At 74.7% G+C, this 23,188-nt stretch carries 22 protein-coding genes; 15 read left to right on the top strand and 7 right to left on the bottom strand.

Translation table 11 applies throughout. The features are described from left to right. Positions 1 to 62: 62 nt before the first annotated feature. The 9 genes from deoC (at position 63) to ACK8HX_RS10030 (ending at position 9,556) form a co-directional block, all read left to right on the top strand. Positions 63 to 1,052, top strand: a complete 990-nt coding sequence (gene deoC / locus ACK8HX_RS10070; protein WP_411940557.1) for a deoxyribose-phosphate aldolase — start codon at positions 63 to 65, stop codon at positions 1,050 to 1,052. Positions 1,053 to 1,084: 32 nt separating this feature from the next. Next, positions 1,085 to 2,533, top strand: a complete 1,449-nt coding sequence (locus tag ACK8HX_RS10065; RefSeq protein WP_411940556.1) for an aldehyde dehydrogenase family protein — start codon at positions 1,085 to 1,087, stop codon at positions 2,531 to 2,533. After that, complete coding sequence (locus tag ACK8HX_RS10060; protein WP_411940555.1) at positions 2,530 to 3,450, top strand: aldehyde dehydrogenase family protein; 921 nt, start codon at positions 2,530 to 2,532, stop codon at positions 3,448 to 3,450. The genes ACK8HX_RS10065 and ACK8HX_RS10060 overlap by 4 nt, the downstream gene beginning before the upstream one ends. A gap of 62 nt (positions 3,451 to 3,512) precedes the next feature. Then, a complete protein-coding gene (locus ACK8HX_RS10055; protein ID WP_411940554.1) occupies positions 3,513 to 4,169 on the top strand; it encodes a uridine kinase family protein in 657 nt (218 codons plus the stop codon). A 289-nt stretch (positions 4,170 to 4,458) separates the two neighbouring features. Beyond that, positions 4,459 to 5,382 carry a hypothetical protein gene (locus ACK8HX_RS10050; RefSeq protein WP_411940553.1) on the top strand — a complete coding sequence of 308 codons (924 nt, stop codon included), beginning with the start codon at positions 4,459 to 4,461 and terminating at the stop codon, positions 5,380 to 5,382. A 4-nt stretch (positions 5,383 to 5,386) separates the two neighbouring features. Continuing rightward, a complete protein-coding gene (locus ACK8HX_RS10045; protein ID WP_411940552.1) occupies positions 5,387 to 6,028 on the top strand; it encodes a DUF4129 domain-containing protein in 642 nt (213 codons plus the stop codon). Beyond that, on the top strand, positions 6,025 to 7,275 hold the full coding sequence (locus ACK8HX_RS10040; protein WP_411940551.1) for a DUF4350 domain-containing protein: 1,251 nt from the start codon (positions 6,025 to 6,027) through the stop codon (positions 7,273 to 7,275). Before ACK8HX_RS10045 ends, ACK8HX_RS10040 begins: the two co-directional genes overlap by 4 nt. Then, complete coding sequence (locus ACK8HX_RS10035; RefSeq protein WP_411940550.1) at positions 7,272 to 8,264, top strand: AAA family ATPase; 993 nt, start codon at positions 7,272 to 7,274, stop codon at positions 8,262 to 8,264. The genes ACK8HX_RS10040 and ACK8HX_RS10035 overlap by 4 nt, the downstream gene beginning before the upstream one ends. Then, complete coding sequence (locus ACK8HX_RS10030) at positions 8,264 to 9,556, top strand: DUF58 domain-containing protein (protein ID WP_411940549.1); 1,293 nt, start codon at positions 8,264 to 8,266, stop codon at positions 9,554 to 9,556. Before ACK8HX_RS10035 ends, ACK8HX_RS10030 begins: the two co-directional genes overlap by 1 nt. A gap of 12 nt (positions 9,557 to 9,568) precedes the next feature. On the opposite strand, the gene ACK8HX_RS10025 is transcribed toward ACK8HX_RS10030, so the two are convergent. Next, on the bottom strand, positions 9,569 to 10,567 hold the full coding sequence (locus ACK8HX_RS10025) for a stage II sporulation protein M (RefSeq protein ID WP_411940548.1): 999 nt from the start codon (positions 10,565 to 10,567) through the stop codon (positions 9,569 to 9,571). A gap of 78 nt (positions 10,568 to 10,645) precedes the next feature. Between ACK8HX_RS10025 and ACK8HX_RS10020 the strand changes: the two genes are divergently transcribed. Next, positions 10,646 to 11,476, top strand: coding sequence for an RDD family protein (locus ACK8HX_RS10020; RefSeq protein ID WP_411940547.1), 831 nt, complete (start codon positions 10,646 to 10,648; stop codon positions 11,474 to 11,476). A 21-nt stretch (positions 11,477 to 11,497) separates the two neighbouring features. Here ACK8HX_RS10020 and ACK8HX_RS10015 read toward each other — a convergent pair whose 3' ends face one another. Both ACK8HX_RS10015 and ACK8HX_RS10010 read right to left on the bottom strand, forming a co-directional pair. Further along, on the bottom strand, positions 11,498 to 12,598 hold the full coding sequence (locus ACK8HX_RS10015; RefSeq protein ID WP_411940546.1) for an adenosine deaminase: 1,101 nt from the start codon (positions 12,596 to 12,598) through the stop codon (positions 11,498 to 11,500). Beyond that, a complete protein-coding gene (locus ACK8HX_RS10010; RefSeq protein ID WP_411940545.1) occupies positions 12,598 to 13,887 on the bottom strand; it encodes a thymidine phosphorylase in 1,290 nt (429 codons plus the stop codon). Before ACK8HX_RS10010 ends, ACK8HX_RS10015 begins: the two co-directional genes overlap by 1 nt. 151 nt (positions 13,888 to 14,038) lie before the next feature. Between ACK8HX_RS10010 and ACK8HX_RS10005 the strand changes: the two genes are divergently transcribed. Both ACK8HX_RS10005 and ACK8HX_RS10000 read left to right on the top strand, forming a co-directional pair. Next, positions 14,039 to 15,409 (top strand): TrkH family potassium uptake protein, encoded by a 1,371-nt coding sequence (locus tag ACK8HX_RS10005; protein ID WP_411940544.1) that lies wholly within the window; start codon positions 14,039 to 14,041, stop codon positions 15,407 to 15,409. Further along, on the top strand, positions 15,402 to 16,055 hold the full coding sequence (locus ACK8HX_RS10000; RefSeq protein ID WP_411940543.1) for a potassium channel family protein: 654 nt from the start codon (positions 15,402 to 15,404) through the stop codon (positions 16,053 to 16,055). The genes ACK8HX_RS10005 and ACK8HX_RS10000 overlap by 8 nt, the downstream gene beginning before the upstream one ends. Positions 16,056 to 16,106: 51 nt before the next feature. Here ACK8HX_RS10000 and ACK8HX_RS09995 read toward each other — a convergent pair whose 3' ends face one another. From ACK8HX_RS09995 to ACK8HX_RS09985, 3 genes are read right to left on the bottom strand one after another with little or no spacing between them, the layout of a single operon-like run. Beyond that, positions 16,107 to 16,544, bottom strand: coding sequence for a cytidine deaminase (locus tag ACK8HX_RS09995; RefSeq protein ID WP_411940542.1), 438 nt, complete (start codon positions 16,542 to 16,544; stop codon positions 16,107 to 16,109). Next, the gene (locus ACK8HX_RS09990) at positions 16,541 to 17,758 is read right to left on the bottom strand and encodes an amidohydrolase (RefSeq protein WP_411940541.1); all 1,218 of its coding nucleotides are present in this window, start codon (positions 17,756 to 17,758) and stop codon (positions 16,541 to 16,543) included. The genes ACK8HX_RS09995 and ACK8HX_RS09990 overlap by 4 nt, the downstream gene beginning before the upstream one ends. Before the next feature lie 38 nt (positions 17,759 to 17,796). Continuing rightward, complete coding sequence (locus tag ACK8HX_RS09985; RefSeq protein ID WP_411940540.1) at positions 17,797 to 18,276, bottom strand: GbsR/MarR family transcriptional regulator; 480 nt, start codon at positions 18,274 to 18,276, stop codon at positions 17,797 to 17,799. Between the two features lie 60 nt (positions 18,277 to 18,336). Between ACK8HX_RS09985 and ACK8HX_RS09980 the strand changes: the two genes are divergently transcribed. After that, positions 18,337 to 19,251, top strand: a complete 915-nt coding sequence (locus ACK8HX_RS09980) for an ABC transporter ATP-binding protein (RefSeq protein WP_411940539.1) — start codon at positions 18,337 to 18,339, stop codon at positions 19,249 to 19,251. Then, a complete protein-coding gene (locus ACK8HX_RS09975; RefSeq protein WP_411940538.1) occupies positions 19,248 to 20,846 on the top strand; it encodes an ABC transporter permease in 1,599 nt (532 codons plus the stop codon). The genes ACK8HX_RS09980 and ACK8HX_RS09975 overlap by 4 nt, the downstream gene beginning before the upstream one ends. Positions 20,847 to 20,855: 9 nt before the next feature. Here the strand turns inward: ACK8HX_RS09975 and ACK8HX_RS09970 are convergent, their stop codons facing one another. Continuing rightward, positions 20,856 to 21,932, bottom strand: a complete 1,077-nt coding sequence (locus ACK8HX_RS09970) for a mannose-1-phosphate guanylyltransferase (protein WP_411940537.1) — start codon at positions 21,930 to 21,932, stop codon at positions 20,856 to 20,858. Between the two features lie 89 nt (positions 21,933 to 22,021). Between ACK8HX_RS09970 and ACK8HX_RS09965 the strand changes: the two genes are divergently transcribed. Next, positions 22,022 to 23,173 carry a glycosyltransferase family 4 protein gene (locus tag ACK8HX_RS09965; RefSeq protein WP_411940536.1) on the top strand — a complete coding sequence of 384 codons (1,152 nt, stop codon included), beginning with the start codon at positions 22,022 to 22,024 and terminating at the stop codon, positions 23,171 to 23,173. The last annotated feature ends 15 nt before the right edge of the window (positions 23,174 to 23,188 follow it).

Here is a 23,188-nt window from a genome sequence, read left to right as displayed (position 1 = left end):
GTCGTCGGGTGCTGCCCCCTCCGGCGGTGTCCACGGACCGGACACCCCCGTAGAATCGACCGGTGAGCACCACGACCGCTGTCGACCCCACGGCGCGCGCCCGCGACCTCCTCGGCGTCTCCCGCCTGACGAACCAAGCGCTGACGACCTGGCTGCACGGGCTCCCCGGCGTCGACCAGGTCGGCTGCGAGGCCCGCGCCGCCGGGCTCGGCACCCGGTCGATCAAGACCTCGAGCAAGGCATGGGCCATCGACCTCGCCATCTCGATGATCGACCTCACGACCCTCGAGGGCGCGGACACCCCCGGCAAGGTCCGCGGCCTCGCCGCGCGCGCCGTCACCCCCGACCCGAGCGACCTCACCACGCCGCGCCCCGCCGCGGTCTGCGTCTACGGCGACATGGTCGAGATCGCCAAGGAGGCCCTCGGCGACACCGGGGTCAAGGTCGCCGCGGTCGCCACCGCGTTCCCGAGCGGGCGCGCGAGCCGCGCCGTCAAGCTCGCCGACACCACGGACGCCGTGCAGGCCGGGGCCGACGAGATCGACATGGTCATCGACCGCGGCGCCTTCCTGGCCGGCGACTACCTGCGGGTCTTCCGCGAGATCGCCGAGACCAAGGAGGCCTGCGGCGACGCGCGCCTCAAGGTCATCATGGAGACCGGCGAGCTCGTCACCTACGACAACGTCCGTCGCGCCTCGTGGCTGTCGATGCTCGCGGGTGGCGACTTCATCAAGACCTCCACCGGCAAGATCTCGCCCGCGGCGACGCTGCCCGTCACCCTCGTCATGCTCGAGGCGGTCCGCGACTGGCAGGGGCTCACGGGCGAGATGGTCGGCGTGAAGCCGGCCGGCGGCATCCGCACGAGCAAGGACGCCATCAAGTTCCTCGTCACGGTCTCGGAGGTCGCCGGCGAGGAGTGGCTCGACAACACGTGGTTCCGCTTCGGCGCGTCCAGCCTGCTCAACGACCTCATCCTCCAGCGGCAGAAGATGGCGACCGGGGCCTACTCCGGCGCGGACTACGTCGCCGACGACGCCCCCAGCGGCTACTGACCGGCCGACCACGGATCCCCAGGAAGCGACAGATGCCCCCCTTCGAGTACGCACCGGCCCCCGAGTCGCGCAGCGTCGTCGACATCGCCAGCAGCTACGGGCTGTTCATCGGCGGCGAGTTCGTCGACGCCAGCGGCGGCACCCCGTTCAAGACGGTCAACCCCGCCACCGAGGAGACCCTCGCCGAGGTGAGCGAGGCGACCCCGGAGGACGTCGACTCCGCCGTCCGCGCGGCCCGGCAGGCCTACACCCGCGTGTGGTCGCGGATGAGCGGCGCCGACCGCGGCAAGTACCTCTACCGGATCGCCCGAATCCTGCAGGAGCGCGCCCGCGAGTTCGCCGTCCTCGAGACGCTCGACAACGGCAAGCCGATCAAGGAGAGCCGCGACGTCGACGTCCCCCTCGCGGCGGCGCACTTCTTCTACCACGCAGGCTGGGCCGACAAGCTCGAGCACGCGGCGCTCGGCCGCGACCCCCGTCCGGTCGGCGTCGTCGGCCAGGTCATCCCGTGGAACTTCCCGCTCCTCATGCTCGCGTGGAAGATCGCGCCGGCCCTCGCGTGCGGCAACACGGTCGTCCTCAAGCCCGCCGAGACCACCCCCCTGACCGCGCTGCTCTTCGCCGAGGTCTGCCAGCAGGCCGACCTGCCGCCGGGCGTCGTCAACATCGTCACCGGCGCCGGCACCACCGGCCAGGCGATCGTCGACCACCCGGGCATCGACAAGCTCGCCTTCACCGGCTCGACCGGTGTCGGCAAGATGATCGCCCGCGCCATCGCCGGGTCGCGCAAGAAGGCGACCCTCGAGCTCGGTGGCAAGGGCGCGAACATCGTGTTCGACGACGCGCCCATCGACCAGGCCGTCGAGGGCATCGTCAACGGCATCTTCTTCAACCAGGGCCACGTCTGCTGCGCCGGGAGCCGCCTGCTCGTGCAGGAGAACATCGCCGATGACGTCCTCGCCCGGCTCCAGCGCCGCCTCGGGACGCTGCGCGTGGGCGACCCGATGGACAAGAACACCGACGTCGGCGCCATCAACAGCGCCGCGCAGCTCGCCCGCATCGAGGCGCTCGTCGAGGCCGGCGAGTCCGAGGGCGCGACGCGCTGGGACAGCGGCTGCGACCTGCCGACCTCCGGCTACTGGTTCCGCCCCACGGTGTTCAGCGGCGTCAGCCAGGCGCACCGCGTCGCCCAGGAGGAGATCTTCGGCCCGGTCGTCTCGGTCCTGACCTTCCGCACCCCGGGTGAGGCCGTGGCCAAGGCGAACAACACCCCGTACGGTCTCTCCGCCGGCATCTGGACCGAGAAGGGCAGCCGGATCCTCTGGATGGCCGACCAGCTGCGGGCCGGTGTCGTCTGGGCCAACACGTTCAACAAGTTCGACCCGACCTCGCCGTTCGGTGGCTACAAGGAGTCGGGCTACGGCCGCGAGGGCGGTCGCCACGGCCTCGAGGCCTACGTCACGACCGGGGGGGCGAAGTGAGCGCGCGCGTGGACGTCCGCAAGACGTACAAGCTCTACATCGGGGGCACGTTCCCCCGCAGCGAGAGCGGCCGCTCGTACGAGGTGTTCGCCGCGCCGACCGGCGGCCGCCGGGGTGCCGCGGCCGCGCCGCGCTTCCTCGCCAACGCGGCGATGGGCTCGCGCAAGGACGCCCGCGACGCCGTCGTCGCGGCCCGCAAGGCGCAGCCCGCGTGGGCCGGTGCCACCGCGTACAACCGCGGCCAGGTGCTCTACCGCGTCGCCGAGGTGATGGAGGGCCGCCGCGCCCAGCTCGTCCAGGACGTCCGCGACAGCGAGGGCCTGACGCCCGCGCGCGCGGAGGCCGTCGTCTCGGCCGCCGTCGACCGGTGGGTCTGGTACGCGGGCTGGTCCGACAAGTTCGCCCAGGTGCTCGGTGGCCTCAACCCGGTCGCCGGGCCGTACTTCGACATCTCGGCCCCCGAGCCCACCGGCGTCGTCGCGGTCCTCGCGCCCCAGGCGTCGAGCCTGCTGGGCCTGGTGTCGGTCGTCGCGCCCGTCATCGTCTCGGGCAACACGGTCGTCGTCCTCACCAGCGAGGACCGTCCCCTGCCGGCCGTCACGCTCGCCGAGTGCCTCGCGACGTCCGACGTCCCGGGTGGTGTCGTCAACATCATCACCGGACGCACCGCCGAGGTCGCCCCGTGGCTCGCGAGCCACCGTGACGTCAACGCCATCGACCTCACCGGCGCGGCCGATGCCGAGGGCGTGGTCTGGGGCGAGCTCGAGCTGGCCGCCGCCGAGAACCTCAAGCGGGTCGTGCGACCCGGCGGGTCCGGCCCGGAGGCCGTCGAGCCCGACTTCGAGCCGGTCCCCGACCTCTCGCGGCTCGCGGCGTTCCTCGAGACCAAGACCGTCTGGCACCCGAAGGGCCGCTGACCGTTCGGCCCGGCGGGGCCGACCGTCGGGACCGGACCCTCGCCCCTCTAGACTCCTCACCCGTGGATGACGAGGCGCCGGGGACCGCTTCCGCCCCCGGCTCTCCTCCTCTCCGGGCCGCCGACCGCCGCCGCGTCGTCGTCCTCGCCGGACCGAGCGGCGCCGGCAAGTCCCGGCTGGCCGAGCGGTTGCACCAGGCCCACGGCTGGCCGATCTTCCGCCTCGACGACTTCTACCGCGACGAGGACGACCCGGCGATGCCACGGCACGTCGGGCTCGGCATCATCGACTGGGACCACCCCGACAGCTGGGACGCCGACCGGGCCGTCGACGCCCTCTGCGCCCTCGTCGACACCGGACGCACCGGGACCCCCGTCTACGACCTCTCGCGCAGCCGGGCGGTCGGCAGCCGTGAGCTCACCGCGGGCCCGCACGACCTCGTCGTGGCCGAGGGGATCTTCGCCGCCGAGGTGATCGCGCGGCTACAGGGGTCCGGGGTGCTGCACAGCGCGTGGAGCGTCCACCACCGTCCGGTGGTGACCTTCGTCCGCCGGCTCCTGCGCGACCTCAAGGAGCGCCGCAAGCCGCCGCTCGTCCTCGTCCGCCGCGGCCTGACCCTCATGCACGACGAGCCCGAGATCGTCCGTCGGCAGACCGCCCTCGGCGCCACCCCGGCGCGGGCGGCCGACGTCGAGCGGGCCCTGCGCGGCGCCCCGTGATCACCCGTGACCCGCGGCGGTCACGGGGAAGCACCGAGCGTGCCGTCCGCGTCGGCCGCGTCGGTTAGGGTCGAGCCGTGGTGGAGACGGGGGCGAACCGATGAGTGACCAGCCGTGGGTGGCACCCGGGTCCAGCCCGCCCTCCGCCCCGCCGCCCGGACCTCCCCCGCCGCCCGGGCCGGGGTTTGCCCCGGCTCCCCCGCCACCGGGTGGGCGCGGCACGCCGACCCCCGGAACCCCCGGTTCGCCGTACGTCGCCGGCCTGGAGTTCCGGCCGGGCATCATCCCGTTGCGGCCGCTCACCCTCGGTGACCTCTACTCGGCCGTGACGAAGGCGATCCGGGGCAACGTCGGGGCCACGATCGGCCTCGCCGTCGTCACCTCCCTCGTCTGCCTCGTCCCCACCACGGCCCTCGGCGGCTGGATGGGCAGCCTCGAGACCGGGTCGCTCGAGTCCACCGAGGTCGGGGTGGGCCTGTTCGCCCAGTACGTCCCGGCGCTCGGGTCGTTCCTGTCCACGGTGGCGCTCACCGGGTTCCTCGCCTACGTCGTCGGCCAGGCCGTCCTCGGGCGCAAGGTGTCGATCGGCGAGACGTGGGACGGCACGAAGCGCCGCCTGCCGGCCCTGCTCGGCGCCGTCCTCGTCGTCGTGCTCGGCTCCGTCGTCGTCCTCGCCGTGCTCGTCGGCCCCGGGGTCGCCCTCTTCGTGCAGGCCGACGGCTTCGACGCCGTGGCGCTGCTCGTCACCGTCGTGGGGACGTTGGTGGCGCTCCTGCTCTACCTCTTCCTCTGGGTCCGGCTCGGGTTCACCACGGCCCTCATCGTCCTCGAGGGGCGCGGCGTCGGGGCGGCGTTCGGGCGGTCGTGGCGGCTGACGTCCGGGCACGACTTCTGGCGGATCCTCGGCATCCGGTTCCTCACCGCGATCATCGTCGGGTTCGCCGCGCAGGTCATCACGATCCCCGTCGCGCTCGGTGGGGTGCTCCTCGTCCTCGCGGCCGGGGCCGAGGACCAGCTGTTCATGTGGCAGGCGATCCTCACCGGCGTCGCCAGCCTCATCAGCGGCGCCGTCACCACGCCGTTCTCGGCCGGGGTCGACGCTCTCCTCACCGTCGACCAGCGGATCCGCCGCGAGGGCCTCGACGTCCAGCTCATCCACGCGGCCCAGCACGGCGGGCCCGCGCCGTGGCCGAGCGCCGCCCGGACCCACTGAGCCGGTGCGCGCGGCCCCACCCCTCGACCCCACGTCGCCGGAGGCGCGGCAGTGGCTCGAGGACGAGCTCCGCAAGGGGATGTACCACGAGCAGCCCTCGCTGCTCGAACGGCTGTGGACGTGGCTCGTCGAGCTCCTCGGCTCCACCGGTTCGGCGTCCCTCCTCCCGTCGTGGACGATCTGGCTCGTCGCCGCCCTCGGCATCGCGGTCGTCGCGTTCGTCCTCGCGCGCACCCTGCGGGCCGAGCGCCGGATGACGGGTGCTCGCCGGGAGGGTGTCCTCGACGGCCCGGTCCGGTCGGCGGCCGAGCACCGGGCGCTCGCCCGGGAGGCCCTGGCCGCCGGGGACCACGACACCGCCGTGCTCGAGGCCTACCGCGCCATCGCGCGCGCCGCGGTCGAGCGCACCGTCCTCGACGACCTCCCCGGTCGCACGGCCCACGAGGTGGCGGTGCAGCTCGGTCCGGTCTTCCCGGCCGAGGCGGCGCGGCTGGCGGCAGCCGCCGACGCGTTCGACGCGGTGCGGTACGGGCGCCGTCCGGCCACCGCCGGGTCGGCCCGCGAGGTCGTCGCCCTCGACGAGGCGCTCGTGGTGCTGCGGCCGGTCCTGCCCGGGGCCCCCGGTGGCCTGGTCGTGACGCCTTGAGCGCCACATCGGCCGACACCGGCACCGCCCCCGTGTCCCGGGACGCCCCGACACCGACCGGGCCGCGCGGCTGGCGTGACGTCTCGCCGCGCCGCGCCGCGACGTACCTCGGCGTCGTCGCGCTCGGCATCGTCCTCCTCGCCCTCCTGGCCGTGGCGGCCCAGCGCCCCGTCGCCCCGCTCGACCCCGGCGGCACCGGGCCGGAGGGCGCGCGCGCCCTCGCTGAGGTGCTGCGCGCCCGGGGCGTCGAGGTCGACGTCGTGCGGAGCATCTCCGGGCTCGAGGGCGCCGCTCCCGACGGCCGCACCACCGTCCTCGTCGCCGACCCGACGAACCTCGGACCCGGAGCCGCCCGGCGGCTCTCGGGAGCGGCGCGGTCGGCCGGCCGGCTCGTCCTCGTCGGCCCGCGCACCGAGCAGCTCGACCGGCTCGAGGTGCCACTGGCCTCGTACCCCGGTGGCGCCGACGACGTCCCGGCGCGGTGCGACTCGCCGATCGTCCGCGACGACGACGAGGTCAGCGGCACCGACACCCGCTTCGTGCCCGAGCCCGCGGCCCGCGGGGCCACCTCGTGCTTCCCCCTGCCGGGCGAGGACGGTGAACCGGACCCCGAGGCGTCCGGCGTGGCCCTCGTCGACCTGCCGGCGTCCGCCGCCCACCCGTCGACCCTCGTCGTCGGCTTCGGCGGGGCGTGGACCAACGAGGACATCACCACCGACAGCCACGCCGGGCTCGCCGTCCGCGCCCTCGGGTCGCTGCCGCGCGTGGTCTGGTACCAGCCGGGCACGAGCGACCTCACCGCCCCCGGACCGGGCGAGGACGGCGGGTTCTCCGACGTCTGGCCGGTGTGGACCGGGCCGGTCATCGCCCTGCTGGGCATCGCCGTCGTCCTCCTCGCCGCCGCGCGCGGTCGCCGCCTCGGTCGGCTCGTCCGCGAGCCGCTTCCCGTCGTCGTCCGGGCCGTCGAGACCACCGAGTCGCGTGGCCGCCTCTACCGCCGGTCCGGGGACCGGGCGAGGGCCGCCGCCGTGCTGCGCCTCGCGACCCGGGAACGCCTCGGGCGCCGCCTCGCGGTCCCGGTGGCCGCCGGCGACGCCGTCCTCGTCGATGCCGTGGCCCGGGCCACGGGCGTCGACCCCCTGCACGTCGCCCGGGCGCTCTCCGGCCCCCTCCCCGGCGACGACACCGCCTTGATCCAGCTCGCGCAGCAGCTCACCGACCTCGAGGAGAGGGCCCGACACCCATGACCGACCACCAGTCCGCCCCACCGCAGCCCGCCCCGTCGGCCGAAGGTGCCCGCGCGGCGCTCCTCGCGGTGCGCGCCGAGGTCGCCAAGGCCGTCGTCGGCCAGGAGGCCGCGGTCGCGGGCCTCCTCGTCGCGCTGCTGTGCCGCGGGCACATCCTCCTCGAGGGCGTGCCGGGCGTCGCCAAGACCCTGCTCGTGCGCAGCCTCGCCGCCGCCCTCGACATCGGGACCAAGCGCGTCCAGTTCACCCCCGACCTCATGCCCGGCGACCTCACCGGCTCCCTCGTCTACGACGCCCGCGCCAGCGACTTCTCGTTCCGCCAGGGGCCGGTCTTCACCAACCTCCTCCTCGCCGACGAGATCAACCGCACCCCGCCGAAGACCCAGTCGGCCCTGCTCGAGGCGATGGAGGAGCGGCAGGTGTCGGTCGACGGCCAGCCGCACCCACTGCCCGCGCCGTTCATGGTCGCCGCGACCCAGAACCCCGTCGAGTACGAGGGCACCTACCCGCTGCCCGAGGCCCAGCTCGACAGGTTCCTGCTCAAGGTCGTCCTGCCGCTGCCCGAGCGGTCCGACGAGGTGCAGGTCCTGCGCCGCCACGCCGGCGGGTTCGACCCACGCGACCTCGCGGCGGCCGGTATCCGGCCCGTGGCGACGGCGGCCGACCTCGACGCCGGTGCTGCGGCGGTGCGCTCCGTCACCGTCTCGGACGAGGTCGCGGGCTACGTCGTCGACATCGCGCGCGCGACCCGCAGCTCGCCCTCGCTCGCCCTCGGGGTCTCCCCCCGTGGCGCGACCGCGCTGATGAACACCGCGCGTGCGTGGGCCTGGCTGTCCGGGCGCACCTACGTGACCCCGGACGACGTCAAGGCGCTCGCCCACGCGACCCTCGCCCACCGGCTCTCCCTGCGCCCCGAGGCCGAGCTCGAAGGTGTCGGCGTCGCGTCGGTCCTCGACAGCGCCCTCGGCTCGGTGGCCGTCCCGCGCTGATGGCGATCACCTGGCGTGCCGTCGCGCTGGCCCTGCTGGGGCTGGCGCCCGTCGCCGTGTGGCCCACGGGGTCGACGGTGCGCTGGTGGGTCCTCGTCGTCGTCGTCCTCGTCGCGCTCGACGTCCTCCTGGCGCCGTCACCGCGGGTGCTGCGGCTGTCGCGGGGCCCGTCGACCCAGGTGCGCCTGGGCGAGGAGACGTCGACCTCGCTGTGGGTCACGAACACCGGTGACCGCGGGGTGCGCGGGCTGCTCCGCGACGCGTGGCCGCCGTCGGCGGGTGCGGTCGACGCCGTCCACCGCCTCGAGGTCCCGCCGCACGAGCGGGTCCGCGTGACGACCCGCCTGCGCCCGACCCGCCGCGGCGACCGGCTCGCCGACCGCGTGACCCTGCGGCTGCATGGACCCTTGGGGCTCGCGGCCCGGCAGCGGTCGGTGGAGGTGCCCGGGTCGTTCCGGGCCCTGCACCCCTTCCCGTCGCGTCGTCACCTGCCCAGCCGGCTGGCCGTCCTCCGCCAGCTCGACGGGCGAGCGGCTGTGCGCACCCGCGGCCAGGGCACCGAGTTCGACAGCCTGCGCGACTACGTCGACGGCGACGACGTCCGCTCCATCGACTGGCGGGCCACGGCGCGCCGACAGCACCTCGTCGTCCGGACCTGGCAGCCGGAGCAGCACCGGCGGGTCGTCATCGTCCTCGACACCTCGCGCACGAGCGCCGGCCGCATCGGCGACGCGCCACGCCTGGACGCCGCGATGGATGCCGCGCTGCTCCTGACCGCGCTGGCGGGGCACGCACGCGACCGCGTGCAGGTCCTCGCCGGAGACCGCGTCGTCCACGCCCGGGTGTCCGGCACCGACCGCGCCAGACTGCTCCACGACACGATCAGCACGCTCGCGCCCGTCGAGGCCCGGCTCGTCGAGGCCGACTGGTCGGCCCTCGCCACCGAGGTCGTCCGGCTCGGCACGCACCGGGCGCTCGTCGTCCTCCTCACCGCGCTGGAGTCGTCGGCGGTCGAGGAGGGCCTGCTGCCGGTCCTCCCCCCGCTCGTCGCGCACCACCGGGTCGTCATCGCGTCGGTCACCGACCCGGCCGTCGAGGCGATGCGCACCGAGCGCGGGTCGACCGGGGCCGTCTACGACGCGGCCGCCGCCGAGCGCACCCTGTCTCTGCGGCGGCGCACCGCCACGGCTCTCGAGCAGCTCGGGGTCGACGTCCTCGACGCGACCCCCGAGGTCCTGCCGGTGCGGCTCGCCGACCACTACCTGATGCTCAAGCGCCAGGGCCTGCTCTGAGCCGGAGCGTCCTCAGGTGGCGGTGACGGGGGCGGTGTCGCCGGCGTCGCGGGTGAGGACGTCGCCGGTCACGCCCTCCTCGACCGCGATCCGCCCCGCGACGAACACGTAGAGCAGGAAGAGCACCTCGGCGACGACACCGATGGCGATGCGCGCCCACGTCGGCAGTCCGGAGGGGGTCACGAAGCCCTCGATGAAGCCGCTGACGAGCAGCACCGCGACGAGGCCGAGCGAGATCGCGATGGCGGTGCGCCCCTCCGCGGCGAAGGAGTCGAGGCGGCTGCGCGCCCCCGGTTCGACCCACGACCAGAACAGCCGCAGGCCCACCCCGGCCGCGACGAAGACGGCGGTCAGCTCGAGGAGGCCGTGCGGGAGGATGAGCCCGAAGAACAGCGCCCCCCGGTCGTGGTCGATCATCAAGGCGGCGGCCACCCCGACGTTGACGACGTTCTGCCCGAGGATCCACAGCACCGGGAGGCCGAGGACGCCGAGCGCGATGCACAGCGCGGCGACGCGGGCGTTGTTCAGCCACACCAGGGTTCCGAACTCCCCGTGCGGGAACTCCGAGTAGTAGTTCTCGAAGTCGGTGCCGACGTAGGCCTCGATCTCGGCGGGTGTCATCTGCGACTCCCAGACCTCCGGGTGCGACAGGCCCCACCACGCCGTGGCGGTCGCGAGGAGGACCGAGAGGAGCGCTGTCGTCCCCCACCACCACCGCGTGCGGTACAGCGCCGCGGGGAAGGTGCGGGTGAAGAACGCGAGGAGGTCGGACCACGTGGAGGACCGCCCGCCCGCCGCCGCGACCCGCGCCCGCGCGAGGACGGACGAGAGGTAGGTGACGACCGAGGGGTCGGGACTGGCCGACCGCACGACCGACAGGTGCGTGCTGACGCGCTGGTAGAGGTCGAGGAGCTCGTCGGCCTCGGCGCCGGACAGCCGCCGGCGGGAGGCCAGCTCCTCGAGCCGACGCCACTGGGGCTGGTGCACCATGAGGTAGGCGTCGAGGTCCACGCCGTGAGCGTAACCCGGGCCCTCGTCCGCCGCGGCGGACCCGGGGGACCCGCTCCGTCGGCGGGTTAGGCTCGCCGCGTGAGCGACCCCGGGGGCTACCGCAGCTACGCCGGCGACGACCTCGTCACCGGCGAGGGCGTGGCCGTCGAGGTGCCGGCCGCGAGCGTCGCGGCCCGGATGGCCAGCGGCCTCATCGACGTCGTGCTCGCCCTCACCCTGCTCATCGGCGGGATCATCGCCTTCGGCCTGGCCCTCGGCGACGCCTCCGACGCGATGGTCGGCATCGTCGGCATCGCGTGGAGCACCATCGTCATCGTCGTGCTCCCCGCCACCCTCGAGACCGTGACCCGGGGACGCACCCTGGGCAAGCTCGCCCTCGGCCTGCGGGTGGTCCGCGACGACGGCGGGCCCATCACGGCCCGGCACGCCGTCGTCCGGGCGCTGGTGGCGTACGTCGAGGTCTACATCCTCACCGGTGTCCCTGCGCTCCTTGCGGCGATGATCCACCCGCGCGGCAAACGGTTGGGGGACATGGCTGCCGGGACCATGGTGGTCTCCCAGCGAGCCCGGCTGCGGCTCACCGCGCCCCCGATGGTGCACCCGTCGCTGCAGCAGTGGGCCGCCGGGGCCGACGTCGCCGCCCTGCCCTCGGGGCTGACGGTCGCGGTGCGGCAGTTCCTCTCCCGCGCGCCGTCGCTCTCACCCGAGTCGCGCCACCGACTCGGGGTCGAGCTGCTCCACACGACCCTCCCGCACGTCAGCCCGCCGCCCCCGGCCGGTCACCACCCGGAGGTCGTCCTGGCGGCCGTCGTCGCCGAGCGGCGCCGGCGCGACCTCGAACGGCTGTGGCGCGAGGAGCGCCTGCGGGCGCGCGTCCTCCCCTCCGACCCGCTGCTCCCCCGCGGCTGACCCCTGCCGGCCCCACTCGGGTCAGGCGTGCGCCCCGAGGGCCGCGTAGCCGGGCTTGACGACGTGCTCGATGAGCTCGAGGCGCTCGTCGAACGGGAGGAACGCCGACTTCATCGCGTTGATCGTCGTCCAGCGCAGGTCCTCGATCGACCAGCCGGCCTCGTCGACGAGCAGCTGCATCTCGCGCGTCATCGACGTCCCGCTCATGAGCCGGTTGTCGGTGTTGACGGTGACGCGGAAGCGGAGGTCCTTGAGCACGGTGATGGGGTGCTCCGCCACCGAGGCCGCGGCGCCCGTCTGGATGTTCGAGCTCGGGCACATCTCGAGGGGGATGCGGCAGTCGCGCACGTAGGCGGCGAGGAGGCCGAGCGAGGCCGGCCCGCCGTCGGTCCCGCGCGTGATGTCGTCGACGATCCGTACACCGTGCCCGAGCCGGTCGGCGCCGCACCACTGGATCGCCTCCCAGATCGAGGGCAGGCCGAACGCCTCGCCCGCGTGGATCGTGAAGTGGGCGTTCTCGCGGCGCAGGTACTCGAAGGCGTCGAGGTGGCGCGTGGGAGGGAAGCCGGCCTCGGCCCCGGCGATGTCGAAGCCGCCGACCTCGCGGTCCCGGTAGCGGACGGCGAGCTCGGCGATCTCGCGGCTGCGGGCCGCGTGGCGCATCGCGGTGAGGAGGGTGCGCACCCGGATGGGCGTGCCGGCCGCGGCCGCCTCCTGCTCCCCCTCCCGGAACCCGGCGAGGACGGCCTCGACGACGCGCTCGAGGGAGAGCCCGCCCTCGATGTGCAGCTCGGGGGCGAAGCGCGACTCGGCGTAGACGACACCGTCGGCGGCGAGGTCGAGGGCGCACTCGCGGGCGACCCGGCTCAGCTGCTCCTCGGTCTGCATGACCGCCACGGTGTGCGAGAAGGTCTCGAGGTAGCGCTCGAGCGAGCCGGAGTCGGCCGCGTCGCGGAACCAGCGCCCCAGGGCGTCGGCGTCGGTCGTCGGCAGGTCGGTGTAGCCGGACGCCTCGGCGAGCTCGACGACCGTCGCGGGGCGCAGGCCGCCGTCGAGGTGGTCGTGGAGCAGGGCCTTCGGGGCGCGCGCGACGACGGTCGCGGGGACGGCGGCGGTCGTCATCAGGCGATCCGGTCGATGACGATGGGGGTGCGCTCGACGGTCGTGCCCTCGGGGGCGATCTCGATGCCGCCGTCCAGGGCGGCGAGCGCCCGCTCGAACCGGTCGGGTGTGTCGGTGTGGAGGGTCAGGAGGACGTCGCCCTCGCGGACGGTGTCGCCCGGCTTGGCGTGGATCTCGATGCCTGCCCCGGCCTGGACCGGGTCCTCCTTGCGGGCCCGGCCCGCACCGAGCCGCCAGGCGGAGACGCCGACGGCGTACGCGTCGAGCGTCTGCAGCACACCGCTGTTCGTGGCGCGGACCTCCTGCGTCTCCTTCGCCGTGGGGAGGGGCGCGTCGGGGTCGCCGCCCTGCGCCGCGATCATCCGGCGCCAGGCGTCCATCGCCCGCCCGTCGGCGAGCGCGGCGGCGACGTCCTCGCCGCCACGGCCGGCGGCCTCGAGCATCTCCTCGGCGAGGCGCACGGTCAGCTCGACGACGTCGGCCGGGCCGCCGCCGGCGAGGACCTCGACCGACTCGCGGACCTCGAGGGCGTTGCCCGCCGTGAGGCCGAGCGGGGTGGACATGTCGGTGAGGAGGGCGACGGTGTTGACACCGGCGTCGGTGCCGAGGTCGACCATGGTGCGGGCGAGCTCGGTGGCGTCGTCGCGGTTCTTCATGAACGCGCCGCTGCCGACCTTGACGTCGAGGACGAGCGCGCCCGTGCCCTCGGCGATCTTCTTGCTCATGATCGAGGAGGCGATGAGCGGGATCGCCTCGACCGTGCCGGTGACGTCGCGCAGGGCGTACAGCTTCTTGTCGGCCGGAGCCAGGCCGGAGCCGGCGGCGCAGATGACGGCACCGACGTCCTCGAGCTGGGCCATCATCGCCTCGTTGCTCAGGCCGGCCCGCCAGCCGGGGACCGACTCGAGCTTGTCGAGGGTGCCGCCGGTGTGGCCGAGGCCGCGGCCGCTCAGCTGCGGGACGGCGACGTCGAACACGGCGACGAGGGGTGCGAGCGGGAGGGTGATCTTGTCGCCGACGCCGCCGGTCGAGTGCTTGTCGGCGGTCGGACGGGAGAGCGAGGAGAAGTCCATCCGCTCGCCGGAGGCGATCATCGCGGCGGTCCACGTCGAGATCTCGCGGCGCGTCATCCCGTTGAGGAGGACGGCCATCGCGAGCGCGCTCATCTGCTCGTCGGCGACGGCCCCGCGCGTGTAGGCGTCGATGACCCAGCGGATCTCGTCATCGGAGAGCTCGTGGCGGTCGCGCTTGCGGATGATGACGTCGACGGCGTCGAAGGCTTCGCTCATCCGGCCATCATGGCAGGGGTGGGGGCCGGCCCGTCACCACCCCGGACGGGCGCGAGCCCCCACCGTCGGAGGGCCCGGGAGTGGCGGATCTTGACGCCATCTTGACGCCGTGGTCCTCCCACCCGCCCCGGCCCCTTCGTAGGGTCGTGGAGTGCGCCTCGGCTCGGTCGTCCTCCAGCGCTCGACGCTCACCGACGTCTTCGCGAACCCGATCCGTCTCGTCGTCGTGGCGTTCGCTGCCGCCGTCGGCGTCGGCACCGCGCTGCTGATGACGCCGGTGGCCACCGAGACCGGCGAACCCGCGGACCTCGTGACGGCCCTGTTCACCGCGACCTCCGCGGTGTGCGTCACCGGCCTGGTCGTCGTCGACACCTCCACGCACTGGTCGACGGCCGGGGAGCTCGTCATCCTGGGCCTGATCCAGGTCGGCGGCCTCGGCGTGATGACGACCGCGTCGGTCGTCGCGCTGCTCATCGGGAGCAGGCTCGGGATCCGGGCCAGCAGGCTCGCCGAGGTGGAGGCGCAGCGCGGGTCACCGGCCCTCGGATCGCTCCAGCTCGTCCGGTCGGTCGTGCGGACGGCCCTGCTCTTCGAGGTGGCCGTCGCCGTGGTCCTCGCCGTCCGCCTCGCCACGGCGCACGGCGAGCCCCCCGGCCGGGCGGCGTACCTCGGCGTGTTCCATGCCGTCTCGGCGTTCAACAACGCCGGCTTCGCCCTCTACGCCGACAGCCTGGAGCGCTTCGTCGCCGATCCCGTGGTCTGCGGGGCGGTCGCGCTCGCCATCATCTGCGGTGGCATCGGCTTCCCGGTCCTGTGGGAGCTGCGCCGCGCGTGGCGCGCGCCCCGGAGGTGGTCGCTGCACACCCGCATCACCGTGTGGGGCACCGCGGCCCTCCTCCCCCTCAGCACCGTCGTCATCACCGCGGCCGAGTGGTCGAACGACGCCACGCTCGGGGCGCACCCCGGACCGGTTCGCCTGCTCGCCGGCTTCTTCCACGCGACGAACACGCGCACCGCGGGCTTCAACAGCGTGCCCGTCGGTGACCTGCACGACGAGAGCCTGCTGGCGAGCACCGTCCTCATGGTCATCGGCGGAGGAAGTGGGGGCACGGCCGGGGGCATCAAGGTGACGACCTTCCTCCTGCTCGGCTTCGTCCTGTGGGCCGAGCTGAGGGGCGAGCGCCGGGTCAGCGTCGGCGGCCGCACGCTCCCTGCCGACGTCCAACGACAGGCCCTCACGGTGGCCCTGCTCTCGGTGGCCGCCGTCGTGGGGAGCACCTACGCGCTGCTCTGGATGACCGACCTGCCCTTCGGCGAGGTGCTCTTCGAGGCGGCCTCGGCCTTCGGGACCGTCGGCCTGTCGACCGGGATCACGGCCGGGCTCCCCTCCGGCGCACAGCTGCTCGTCGCCGGCCTGATGTTCCTCGGCCGCCTCGGCCCCCTGACCCTGGGCGCCGCGCTCGCCCTGCGCACGCGACCGCGCCGTGTCGCCTACCCGGAGGAGAGGCCCATCGTTGGCTAGCACCCGTCGCCGCATCGCCGTCATCGGTCTGGGACGGATGGGCGGCTCCCTGGCCCGGGACCTCCAGCGCCGCGGCGCCGAGGTGCTCGGCCTCGACGCCGATCCTTCCGTCGTCCAGGCCTGGGCCGACGAGCTGACCCATGCCGTCATCGCCGACGCCACCGACCGCGAGGCCCTGGACCAGCTCCGCATCGCCGGGTACGACAGCGTCGTCGTGTCGATCGGCGAGGGGCTCGAGGCCAGCGTGCTGGCCACCTCGCTGGTCGCCGACCTCGGGGTCCCGGACATCTGGGCGAAGGCCACCAGCGACAGGCACGCCCGGATCCTCGAGCGGATGGGGGCCCATCACGTGGTCCGGCCCGAACGGGACGCCGCCCGGCGCCTGTCCGTGCTGCTGGCCGGCGGGCTCGGGGACGTCGTGAGCCTCGGCGAGGACTACTCCGTGGCCGTCTGCACGGCGTCGAGGACGCTGCACGGTCCGCTCGATGACCTCCTCCGGCTGCCGAACGGCCCCCGCGTCCGGGTCATCGCGCGCCGGAGCGGGACCGGGGCGTTCGTCGACACCACCCCCGGCACCCGCATCGACCCGGGTGACGTCGTCGTGGTCGCGGGCGCGGTGGCGGCCGTCGACGAGCTCTCGCGGTGAGGTCCCACGCCGGCGGCGCCCGGCCCGGACCCACCCCCGGCGCCCGGGGCCTCAGGCGGGGCGGACGGGTGAGACGGCGTCGAGGGTCTCGCGCCCGAACGCCTGGGGAAGCACCTCGCGCAGGGTCAGCACGCCCTCGGGCGTCATGAGGAGCGTGTCGGGAGTCCCGTTCTCCCACAACAGCTGTCGGCACCGGCCGCACGCCATCAGTGGGGCGCCGTGCTTGTCGACGCAGGACACGGCGACGAGCCGCCCTCCGCCGGTCTTGTGCAGCTCGGACACCATCCCGCACTCGGCGCACAGCACCACGCCGTAGGCGGCGTTCTCGACGTTGCACCCCGAGACGACGCGTCCGTCGTCGACGAGCCCGGCCACCCCGACCGGGAAGCCCGAGTAGGGGGCGTAGGCGAGGGTCGTCATCCGGACCGCCTCGGCGTGGAGGGCGTCCCAGTCGACGTCGAGGGGCGTGGACCCGGGCACGGTGCTCATGTGGCCTCCAGCGAGCGCTCGTCGGGGCGGGCGCCGCGGCGCAGCACGGCGACCGTAGCGAGGAGCCGGGCCCCGAGGACGACGGCGCCCTCGTCGACGACGAGGTCGCCCTGGTGCAGGTCGAAGGTCGGCCCGCCGTGGGTGCGGGTGCCGAGCCGCGCCATCGCGCCGGTCGTGTGGGCGAGGTACCACGAGAAGTCCTCGCCCCCGAGGGACTGCGTCGTGGGCACCGGGTGCATCCCGCTCGCGAGCGAGGCGAGGCGGAAGGCCTCGATGCCGGCCGCGGTGTTGACGACCGGCGGCACGCCCTTGACCCGTTCGACCTTCGCCTGCACGCCGTACGGCTGGACGACCGCGTGGACGATCTCCTCGAGGAGCGGTCCGACCGTCTGCCATGCCTGCGCGTCGAGCATCCGCAGCGTGCCTCGGCACTCGCCGGTGGACGGGATGACGTTGGGGGCCCGACCGGCACTGATCGCCCCCCACACGAGCGCGGTCCCGGTGCGCGGGTCGAGGCGGCGCGACAGCGCGGCCGGCACGTCGGTGACGACCTTGGCGAGGGCGAAGGTGAGGTCCTCCGTGAGCTGAGGGCGTGAGGTGTGGCCGCCGCGCCCGTGGAGGGAGACCGCCACCTGGTCGCAGGCGGCGGTCAGCGGGCCCTCGCGCAGGCCGACCTCACCGACGTCGAGGGTCGGGTCGCAGTGGACGGCGAACACGGTGTCGACGCCGTCGAGGGCTCCGGCCGAGATCGCCTCGAGTGCGCCGCCGGGCATGATCTCCTCGGCCGCCTGGAAGATGCCGCGCACGGCGATCCCTCGCTCGACGAGGGCGGGCTCGCACTGGCGCAGGGCGAGCACCGCGCCCAGCAGCGCCGCCACGTGGACGTCGTGACCGCACGCGTGGCACACGCCCTGGACCTGCGAGGAGTAGTCGAGGCCGGTGCGCTCGCTGACGGGCAGCGCGTCCATGTCGGCGCGCAGCGCGACGCGGTGCTCGGGGTCGGGGGCCCCGACCTCGGCGAGCAGGCCCGTTCCGGGCAGGAGTCGCACGCGGACACCGGCGGCACCGAGGCGGGCGGCCACGAGCTCGGTCGTGCGCGTCTCCTCACGGGACAGCTCGGGGTGGGCGTGGAGGTCCCGGCGGACGTCGATCAGCTCGGCTGCGAGGTGGGAGATGCGCTCGCCGAGGGCGGCGAGAAGGGCATCGTCGTTCATCAGGGCGCCGAGTCTACTCGGCGGGGGCACCTCCCCCGTCAGGTTCGGGACGAGTCCGCGCGCGCCCCCGTGCGCTCGGCCTCCCACCGCTGCGCGAGGTCGGCCATCTGCCGGCGCGCGAAGTCGAAGTACGCCCGCGTCTCCTCGAGCCGGGCCCGCCCCGCGCTGCCGGCGTCGAGGAGGGCGACGGCCTCCTGCAGCGAGGCGACGTAGTGGTCGAGGATCGGCAGGCGCGCCCGCATGATCGTCCCCCACACGTCGCCGTCGACGATCCGGTACAGGTCGCCGCGGCCGGACGGGCGCCGCTCGCGCACGACGAGGCCGGTCTGGGTGAGGTACCGCACCGCCCCCGAGATGGCCGCGGGCGAGACGTCGAGACCCTCGGCCAGCTCGGCGGCGGTGTACCGGTCGCGGTCCTCGGCGAGCACGTACGCGAAGACGCGTGCCGGCATCCGGGGGATGCCGCTGTCCTCGAGCACCTGCCCGAGCCGTTCCACCGCCTGGGCGAGACCGTCCATGGGGGCGAGTGTAGGTCACACTCTTCACAAGTTTGTGAAACTTGTGACACTCTGGATCGCGTGACCCACGCGATCGAGCTCCACGGCGTCGTCAAGACCTTCGGCACCACCCGCGCCCTCGACGACCTCGACCTCGAGGTCCGCACCGGCGAGGTCCATGCCTTCCTCGGCCCCAACGGCGCCGGCAAGTCGACGACGATCCGCATCCTCCTCGGCCTGCTCCGCCGTGACCGCGGCACGGCCCGCCTCCTGGGCGGTGACCCCTGGGCCGACGCCAGCACGCTGCACGCCCGGCTCGCCTACGTCCCGGGAGAGGTCACCCTGTGGCCGAACCTCACCGGCGGCGAGGTCATCGACCTCCTCGCCCGGATGCGCGGCGGGATCGACGAGGCGCGCCGGGCCGAGCTGCTCGAGCGGTTCGACCTCGACCCGACGAAGAAGGCCCGCACCTACTCCAAGGGCAACCGGCAGAAGGTCGCGGTCGTCGCGGCCTTCGCCTCCCGTGCCGAGCTGCTCCTCCTCGACGAGCCCACCTCCGGGCTGGACCCGCTCATGGAGGCCGAGTTCCAGGAGTGCGTCCACGAGGTCAGGGCCGAAGGCGCCACCATCCTGCTCAGCAGCCACATCCTCGCCGAGGCGGAGGCGCTCAGCGACCGGGTGAGCATCATCAAGGCGGGGCGCGTCGTGCAGTCGGGCACCCTCGCCGACCTGAGGCACCTCACGCGGACCACGGTCGTCGCCGAGACGGCGTCCCCGGCCACGGCCCTCGCGGGGATGCCGGGGGTGCACCGGCCCCAGCTCCAGGACGGGCGGGTCACCTTCGACGTCGACTCCGACCACCTCGACGGCGCCGTCGCGGTGCTCTCCGGGCTCGGGCTGCGCTCGCTCACGGCCCACCCCCCGACGCTCGAGGAGCTCTTCCTGCGCCACTACGGCGAGGAGATCCCCACCACGACCGACACGGGTGCGGCGTGAGCGGCACCCTCGCCGGCACCGGACACCTCGCCCGGCTCGTCCTGCGGCGCGACCGGGTCCGGCTGCCCCTGTGGGTCGCCGGGCTCGGGGGCGTCATCGCGGCGAGCGCCGCCGCCGTCCCCGGCGTGTACGACACCCCCGCCAAGGTGGCCGGCTACGCCGCGAGCGTCGGCGCCAGCCCGGTGAGCCTGCTGATGTCGGGGCGCCAGGCCGGCATCGACACCATCGGCGGCATCACCGCCAACGAGATCTCCCAGGTGGCCCAGCTCGGGACCTGCCTCATGGTGACCTTCCTCGTCGTGCGGCACACCCGGGCCGAGGAGGAGTCCGGCCGGGCCGAGCTGCTGCGCTCGACCGTCCTCGGGCGCAACGCGGCGGCCGTGGCCGGCCTCGGCTACGGCGTGCTCGCCGCCGCGCTCGTCGGGCTCGTCACGACGGCCTCGATGCTCGGGGCCGGCCTGGACACGACGGGCACGCTCGCCTACGGGCTCGGGCTCACCCTCCTCGGGGTCTGCTACACGGCCGTGGCACTGGTGGCCGCGCAGCTGTCGACCTCGACCCGGGGCGCCCTCGCCATCGCAGGCGGCGCGGTCGCGGTCGGCTACCTCGTGCGGGGGCTCGGGGCGATGCGCGACTCCGGGGTCGTGTGGCTCTCGCCCTTCGGGTGGGCGCAGGCCCTCGACGCGTTCGGGGAGGAACGCTGGTGGCCCGCCCTCCTCCTCGTCGTCGCGACGGGCCTCCTCGTCACGGTGGCCGCGGGGCTCGTGGCGCGACGCGACCTCGGCGGCGGCTTCATCCACCCCCGCCCCGGCCGCGCACGCGCCGCGCGCTCGCTCGCCACGCCGATCGGCCTCGCGACGAGGCTGATCCGAGGAAGCCTCGTCGGCTGGGCCGTCGGCCTGACCCTCCTCGCGCTGGTCTACGGCGCCGTCATCCCGACGGTCCCGGACCTGCTCGAGAGCAACCCCGACATCGGTCAGTACATCGGGGCGGGGTCGGACGCCGAGGCGGCCGTCATCGACGCCTTCCTGCGGTACGTCCTGCTGTTCATGGCGGTCCTCGCGACCGGGTTCGGCGTCAGCGCCGTGCTGCGGCTGAGGTCGGAGGAGGAGTCCGGGCGCGCCGAGCAGGTCCTCGCGACCCGGACGTCACGGACCGGGTGGATGGGCGCGGTCCTCACCGTGGCGGTCGGAGGGTCGGTGGCCCTCATGGCCGTCATGGGGGCCGGCCTCGCCGCCGGATACGCCCTGGCCGGGGGCGACCGCTCGGACGCGCTCACCGTCGTCGGCGACCAGGTGGCCTACGCACCCGCTGTGCTCGTCGTCGTCGCGTTCGCCGCGATCGTCGTCGGCCTGGCCCCGCGGTTCGCGCTGCTCGCGTGGGCGCTGGCGGGCGCGTCGGCCCTGCAGGTGCTGCTCGGCCAGACGCTCCGGCTGCCGGACGCCGTCCAGGCCGTGTCGCCGTTCTGGCACCTGCCCGCGGTGCCGGGGACCGCCCTCGACCTGGTGCCGGGCACCGTCGAGCTCCTCCTCGCGGCGGCGCTCGTCGCGCTCGGCCTCTGGGGTCACCGTCGGCGCGACCTCGCCCTCTCCTGACCCCGTTCCTCACGTGAGGTCGGTGCGGCCCTGCTCCTTGAGGAGGTCGACGACGGCCTTGACGTCCTGGGCCCGGGCGCGGGTCGTGACGAGCAGCGCGTCGGGGGTGTCGACGACCACGACGTCGTCGAGGCCGACGACGGCCACCCGCCGACCGGACCCCGCGACGACCACACCGGTCGCCTCGAGGGCCGTCACGTCGGAGGGGTCGCCGAGCACGCGCGGCTCGTCCTCACCCGGCAGCAGGGTGGCCAGGCTCGCGAAGTCGCCGACGTCGTCCCAGGCGAAGGGCGCGGGAACGACCACCACGTGACCGGCCTCGGCAGCGGGCTCGGCGACCGCGTGGTCGATGGCGATGCGGGTGAGCCCGGGCCACACGTCGTCGAGGCGTGACGGGTCGGCCGCGATGTCGCGCACACCCTCAGCGAGGTCGGGGTGCCACCGCGCGAGGAGGTCGAGCAGCGTCGAGGCCCGGACCACGAACATCCCTGCATTCCAACGGAACTCGCCGGAGTCGACGTAGCGCCGCGCGCGCTCGGAATCCGGCTTCTCGACGAACTCGACGGCGTGCAGGGCCGTGGGCGCGCCGTCGAGCGGTGCACCCGCGCGGATGTAGCCGAAGCCCGTCGCCGGGTGCGTCGGCTCGATGCCGATGGTGACGAGGTGTCCCGCGCGGGCGACCTCGACCGCCTCGCGGATGACGGCGTGGAAGGCGTCCACGTCGGGGATGACGTGGTCGGCCGCGAACGAGCCGATGACGGCCTCGGGGTCCTCGCGCTCGACGACGGCAGCGGCCAGGCCGATGGCGGCCATCGAGTCGCGCGGCGACGGCTCGGCGAGGACGCGGCCGGCCGGCACGTCGGGGAGCTGGTCGCGCACCGCCGCGGAGTGGGCCACCCCGGTGACGACGACGACGCGGTCGCCGGTGAGCGGTCCGAGGCGGTCGACGGTGGCCTGGAGGAGGGTGCGCCCGCTCCCCGTGAGGTCGAGGAGGAACTTCGGGCGCGCGGCCCGGCTGAGCGGCCAGAGCCGCGTCCCTGCGCCTCCCGCGGGGACGACGGCCCAGAACCCGGAGATGTCCGACATGGCACGCGAGGCTATCTGGTCACGTGACCTTCACCCGCCACCCACTCGCACGTCACCCTCCGTGGGGTCGGGGGCGGGAGCGTCGGGGCATGCGGGTCGCGATCGCCACCGAGTCGTTCCTTCCCACCGTCAACGGCGTGACGACGAGTGTCTGCCGGGTCGTCGAGCAGCTCGGCGAGCTCGGGCACGAGGTGCTCGTCGTGTGCCCCCGACCGGCGCCGCACCGCCACGCCGGGCACCGGGTCGTCACCGTGCCGTCGGTGAGCGTCCGCAGCTTTCCCACGGGCCTGCCGACGCACGAGGTGCGTGCCGTGCTCGACCGGTTCGCGCCCGACGTCCTCCACGTCGCCTCGCCCTTCGTCCTGGGCGCGCGGGCGCTGAGGGACGCGGCGCACCTGGGGCTGCCGTCGGTCGCCGTGTACCAGACGGACATGCCGGCCTACCTCGCCCAGCACGCCGGGCCCGCCGGGCTGCGGGCGGCGAACACCGCCTGGCGCTGGGTCCGGCGCGTCCACGGCCTCGCCGGGCGCACCCTGGCCCCGTCCTCGGCCACCCTCGCCGAGCTGCGCGCCCACGGGGTGCCGCGGACGGCGCTGTGGCGCCGCGGCGTCGACGCCACCTCGTTCCACCCGGACCGCAGGACGTCGGCCGAGGTCGCGGCGCTGCGCCGGCGGCTCGCGCCGGGCGGGGAGGTGCTGGTCGGCTACGTGGGCCGGCTGGCGCCCGAGAAGGAGCTCGGGCGGCTCGTCGAGGTCGCCGGCCAGCCCGGGGTCCGGCTCGTCGTCGTCGGCGACGGTCCGGCCCGTCGGCAGGCGGAGCACGTCCTCGGGACCGCCGCCGCGGCCGGGTCGCGCCCGATGCCGGTGTTCCTCGGCCACCGCTCCGGCACGGACCTGGCCGACGCCTACGCCGCCCTCGACGTGTTCGTCCACCCGGGGACGCGCGAGACCTTCGGCCAGACGCTCCAGGAGGCCGCGGCATCCGGCCTCCCCGTCGTCGCCCCCGCGCGCGGCGGCCCGCTCGACCTCGTCGGCCACGACACGACCGGGCTGCTCTTCGACCCCGATGCGCCCGGGTCGCTGGGGCGGGCGGTGGGGCGGCTCGTCCTCGACGCCACGGCACGGTCGCGCATGGGCGAGGCAGGGCGGGCGCTGGTCGGCGACCGCTCGTGGGCGTCGCTCACCCGTGAGCTCGTCGGGCACTACGAGGACGTCCGGGCCGGGGGCGTCGCGGCCGCCTGAGCGCCCGGGCGCGGG

This window comes from Oryzobacter faecalis, assembly GCF_046764005.1.
Classification (GTDB): domain Bacteria; phylum Actinomycetota; class Actinomycetes; order Actinomycetales; family Dermatophilaceae; genus Oryzobacter; species Oryzobacter faecalis.
This window is presented reverse-complemented; position numbering and strand designations above follow the sequence as displayed.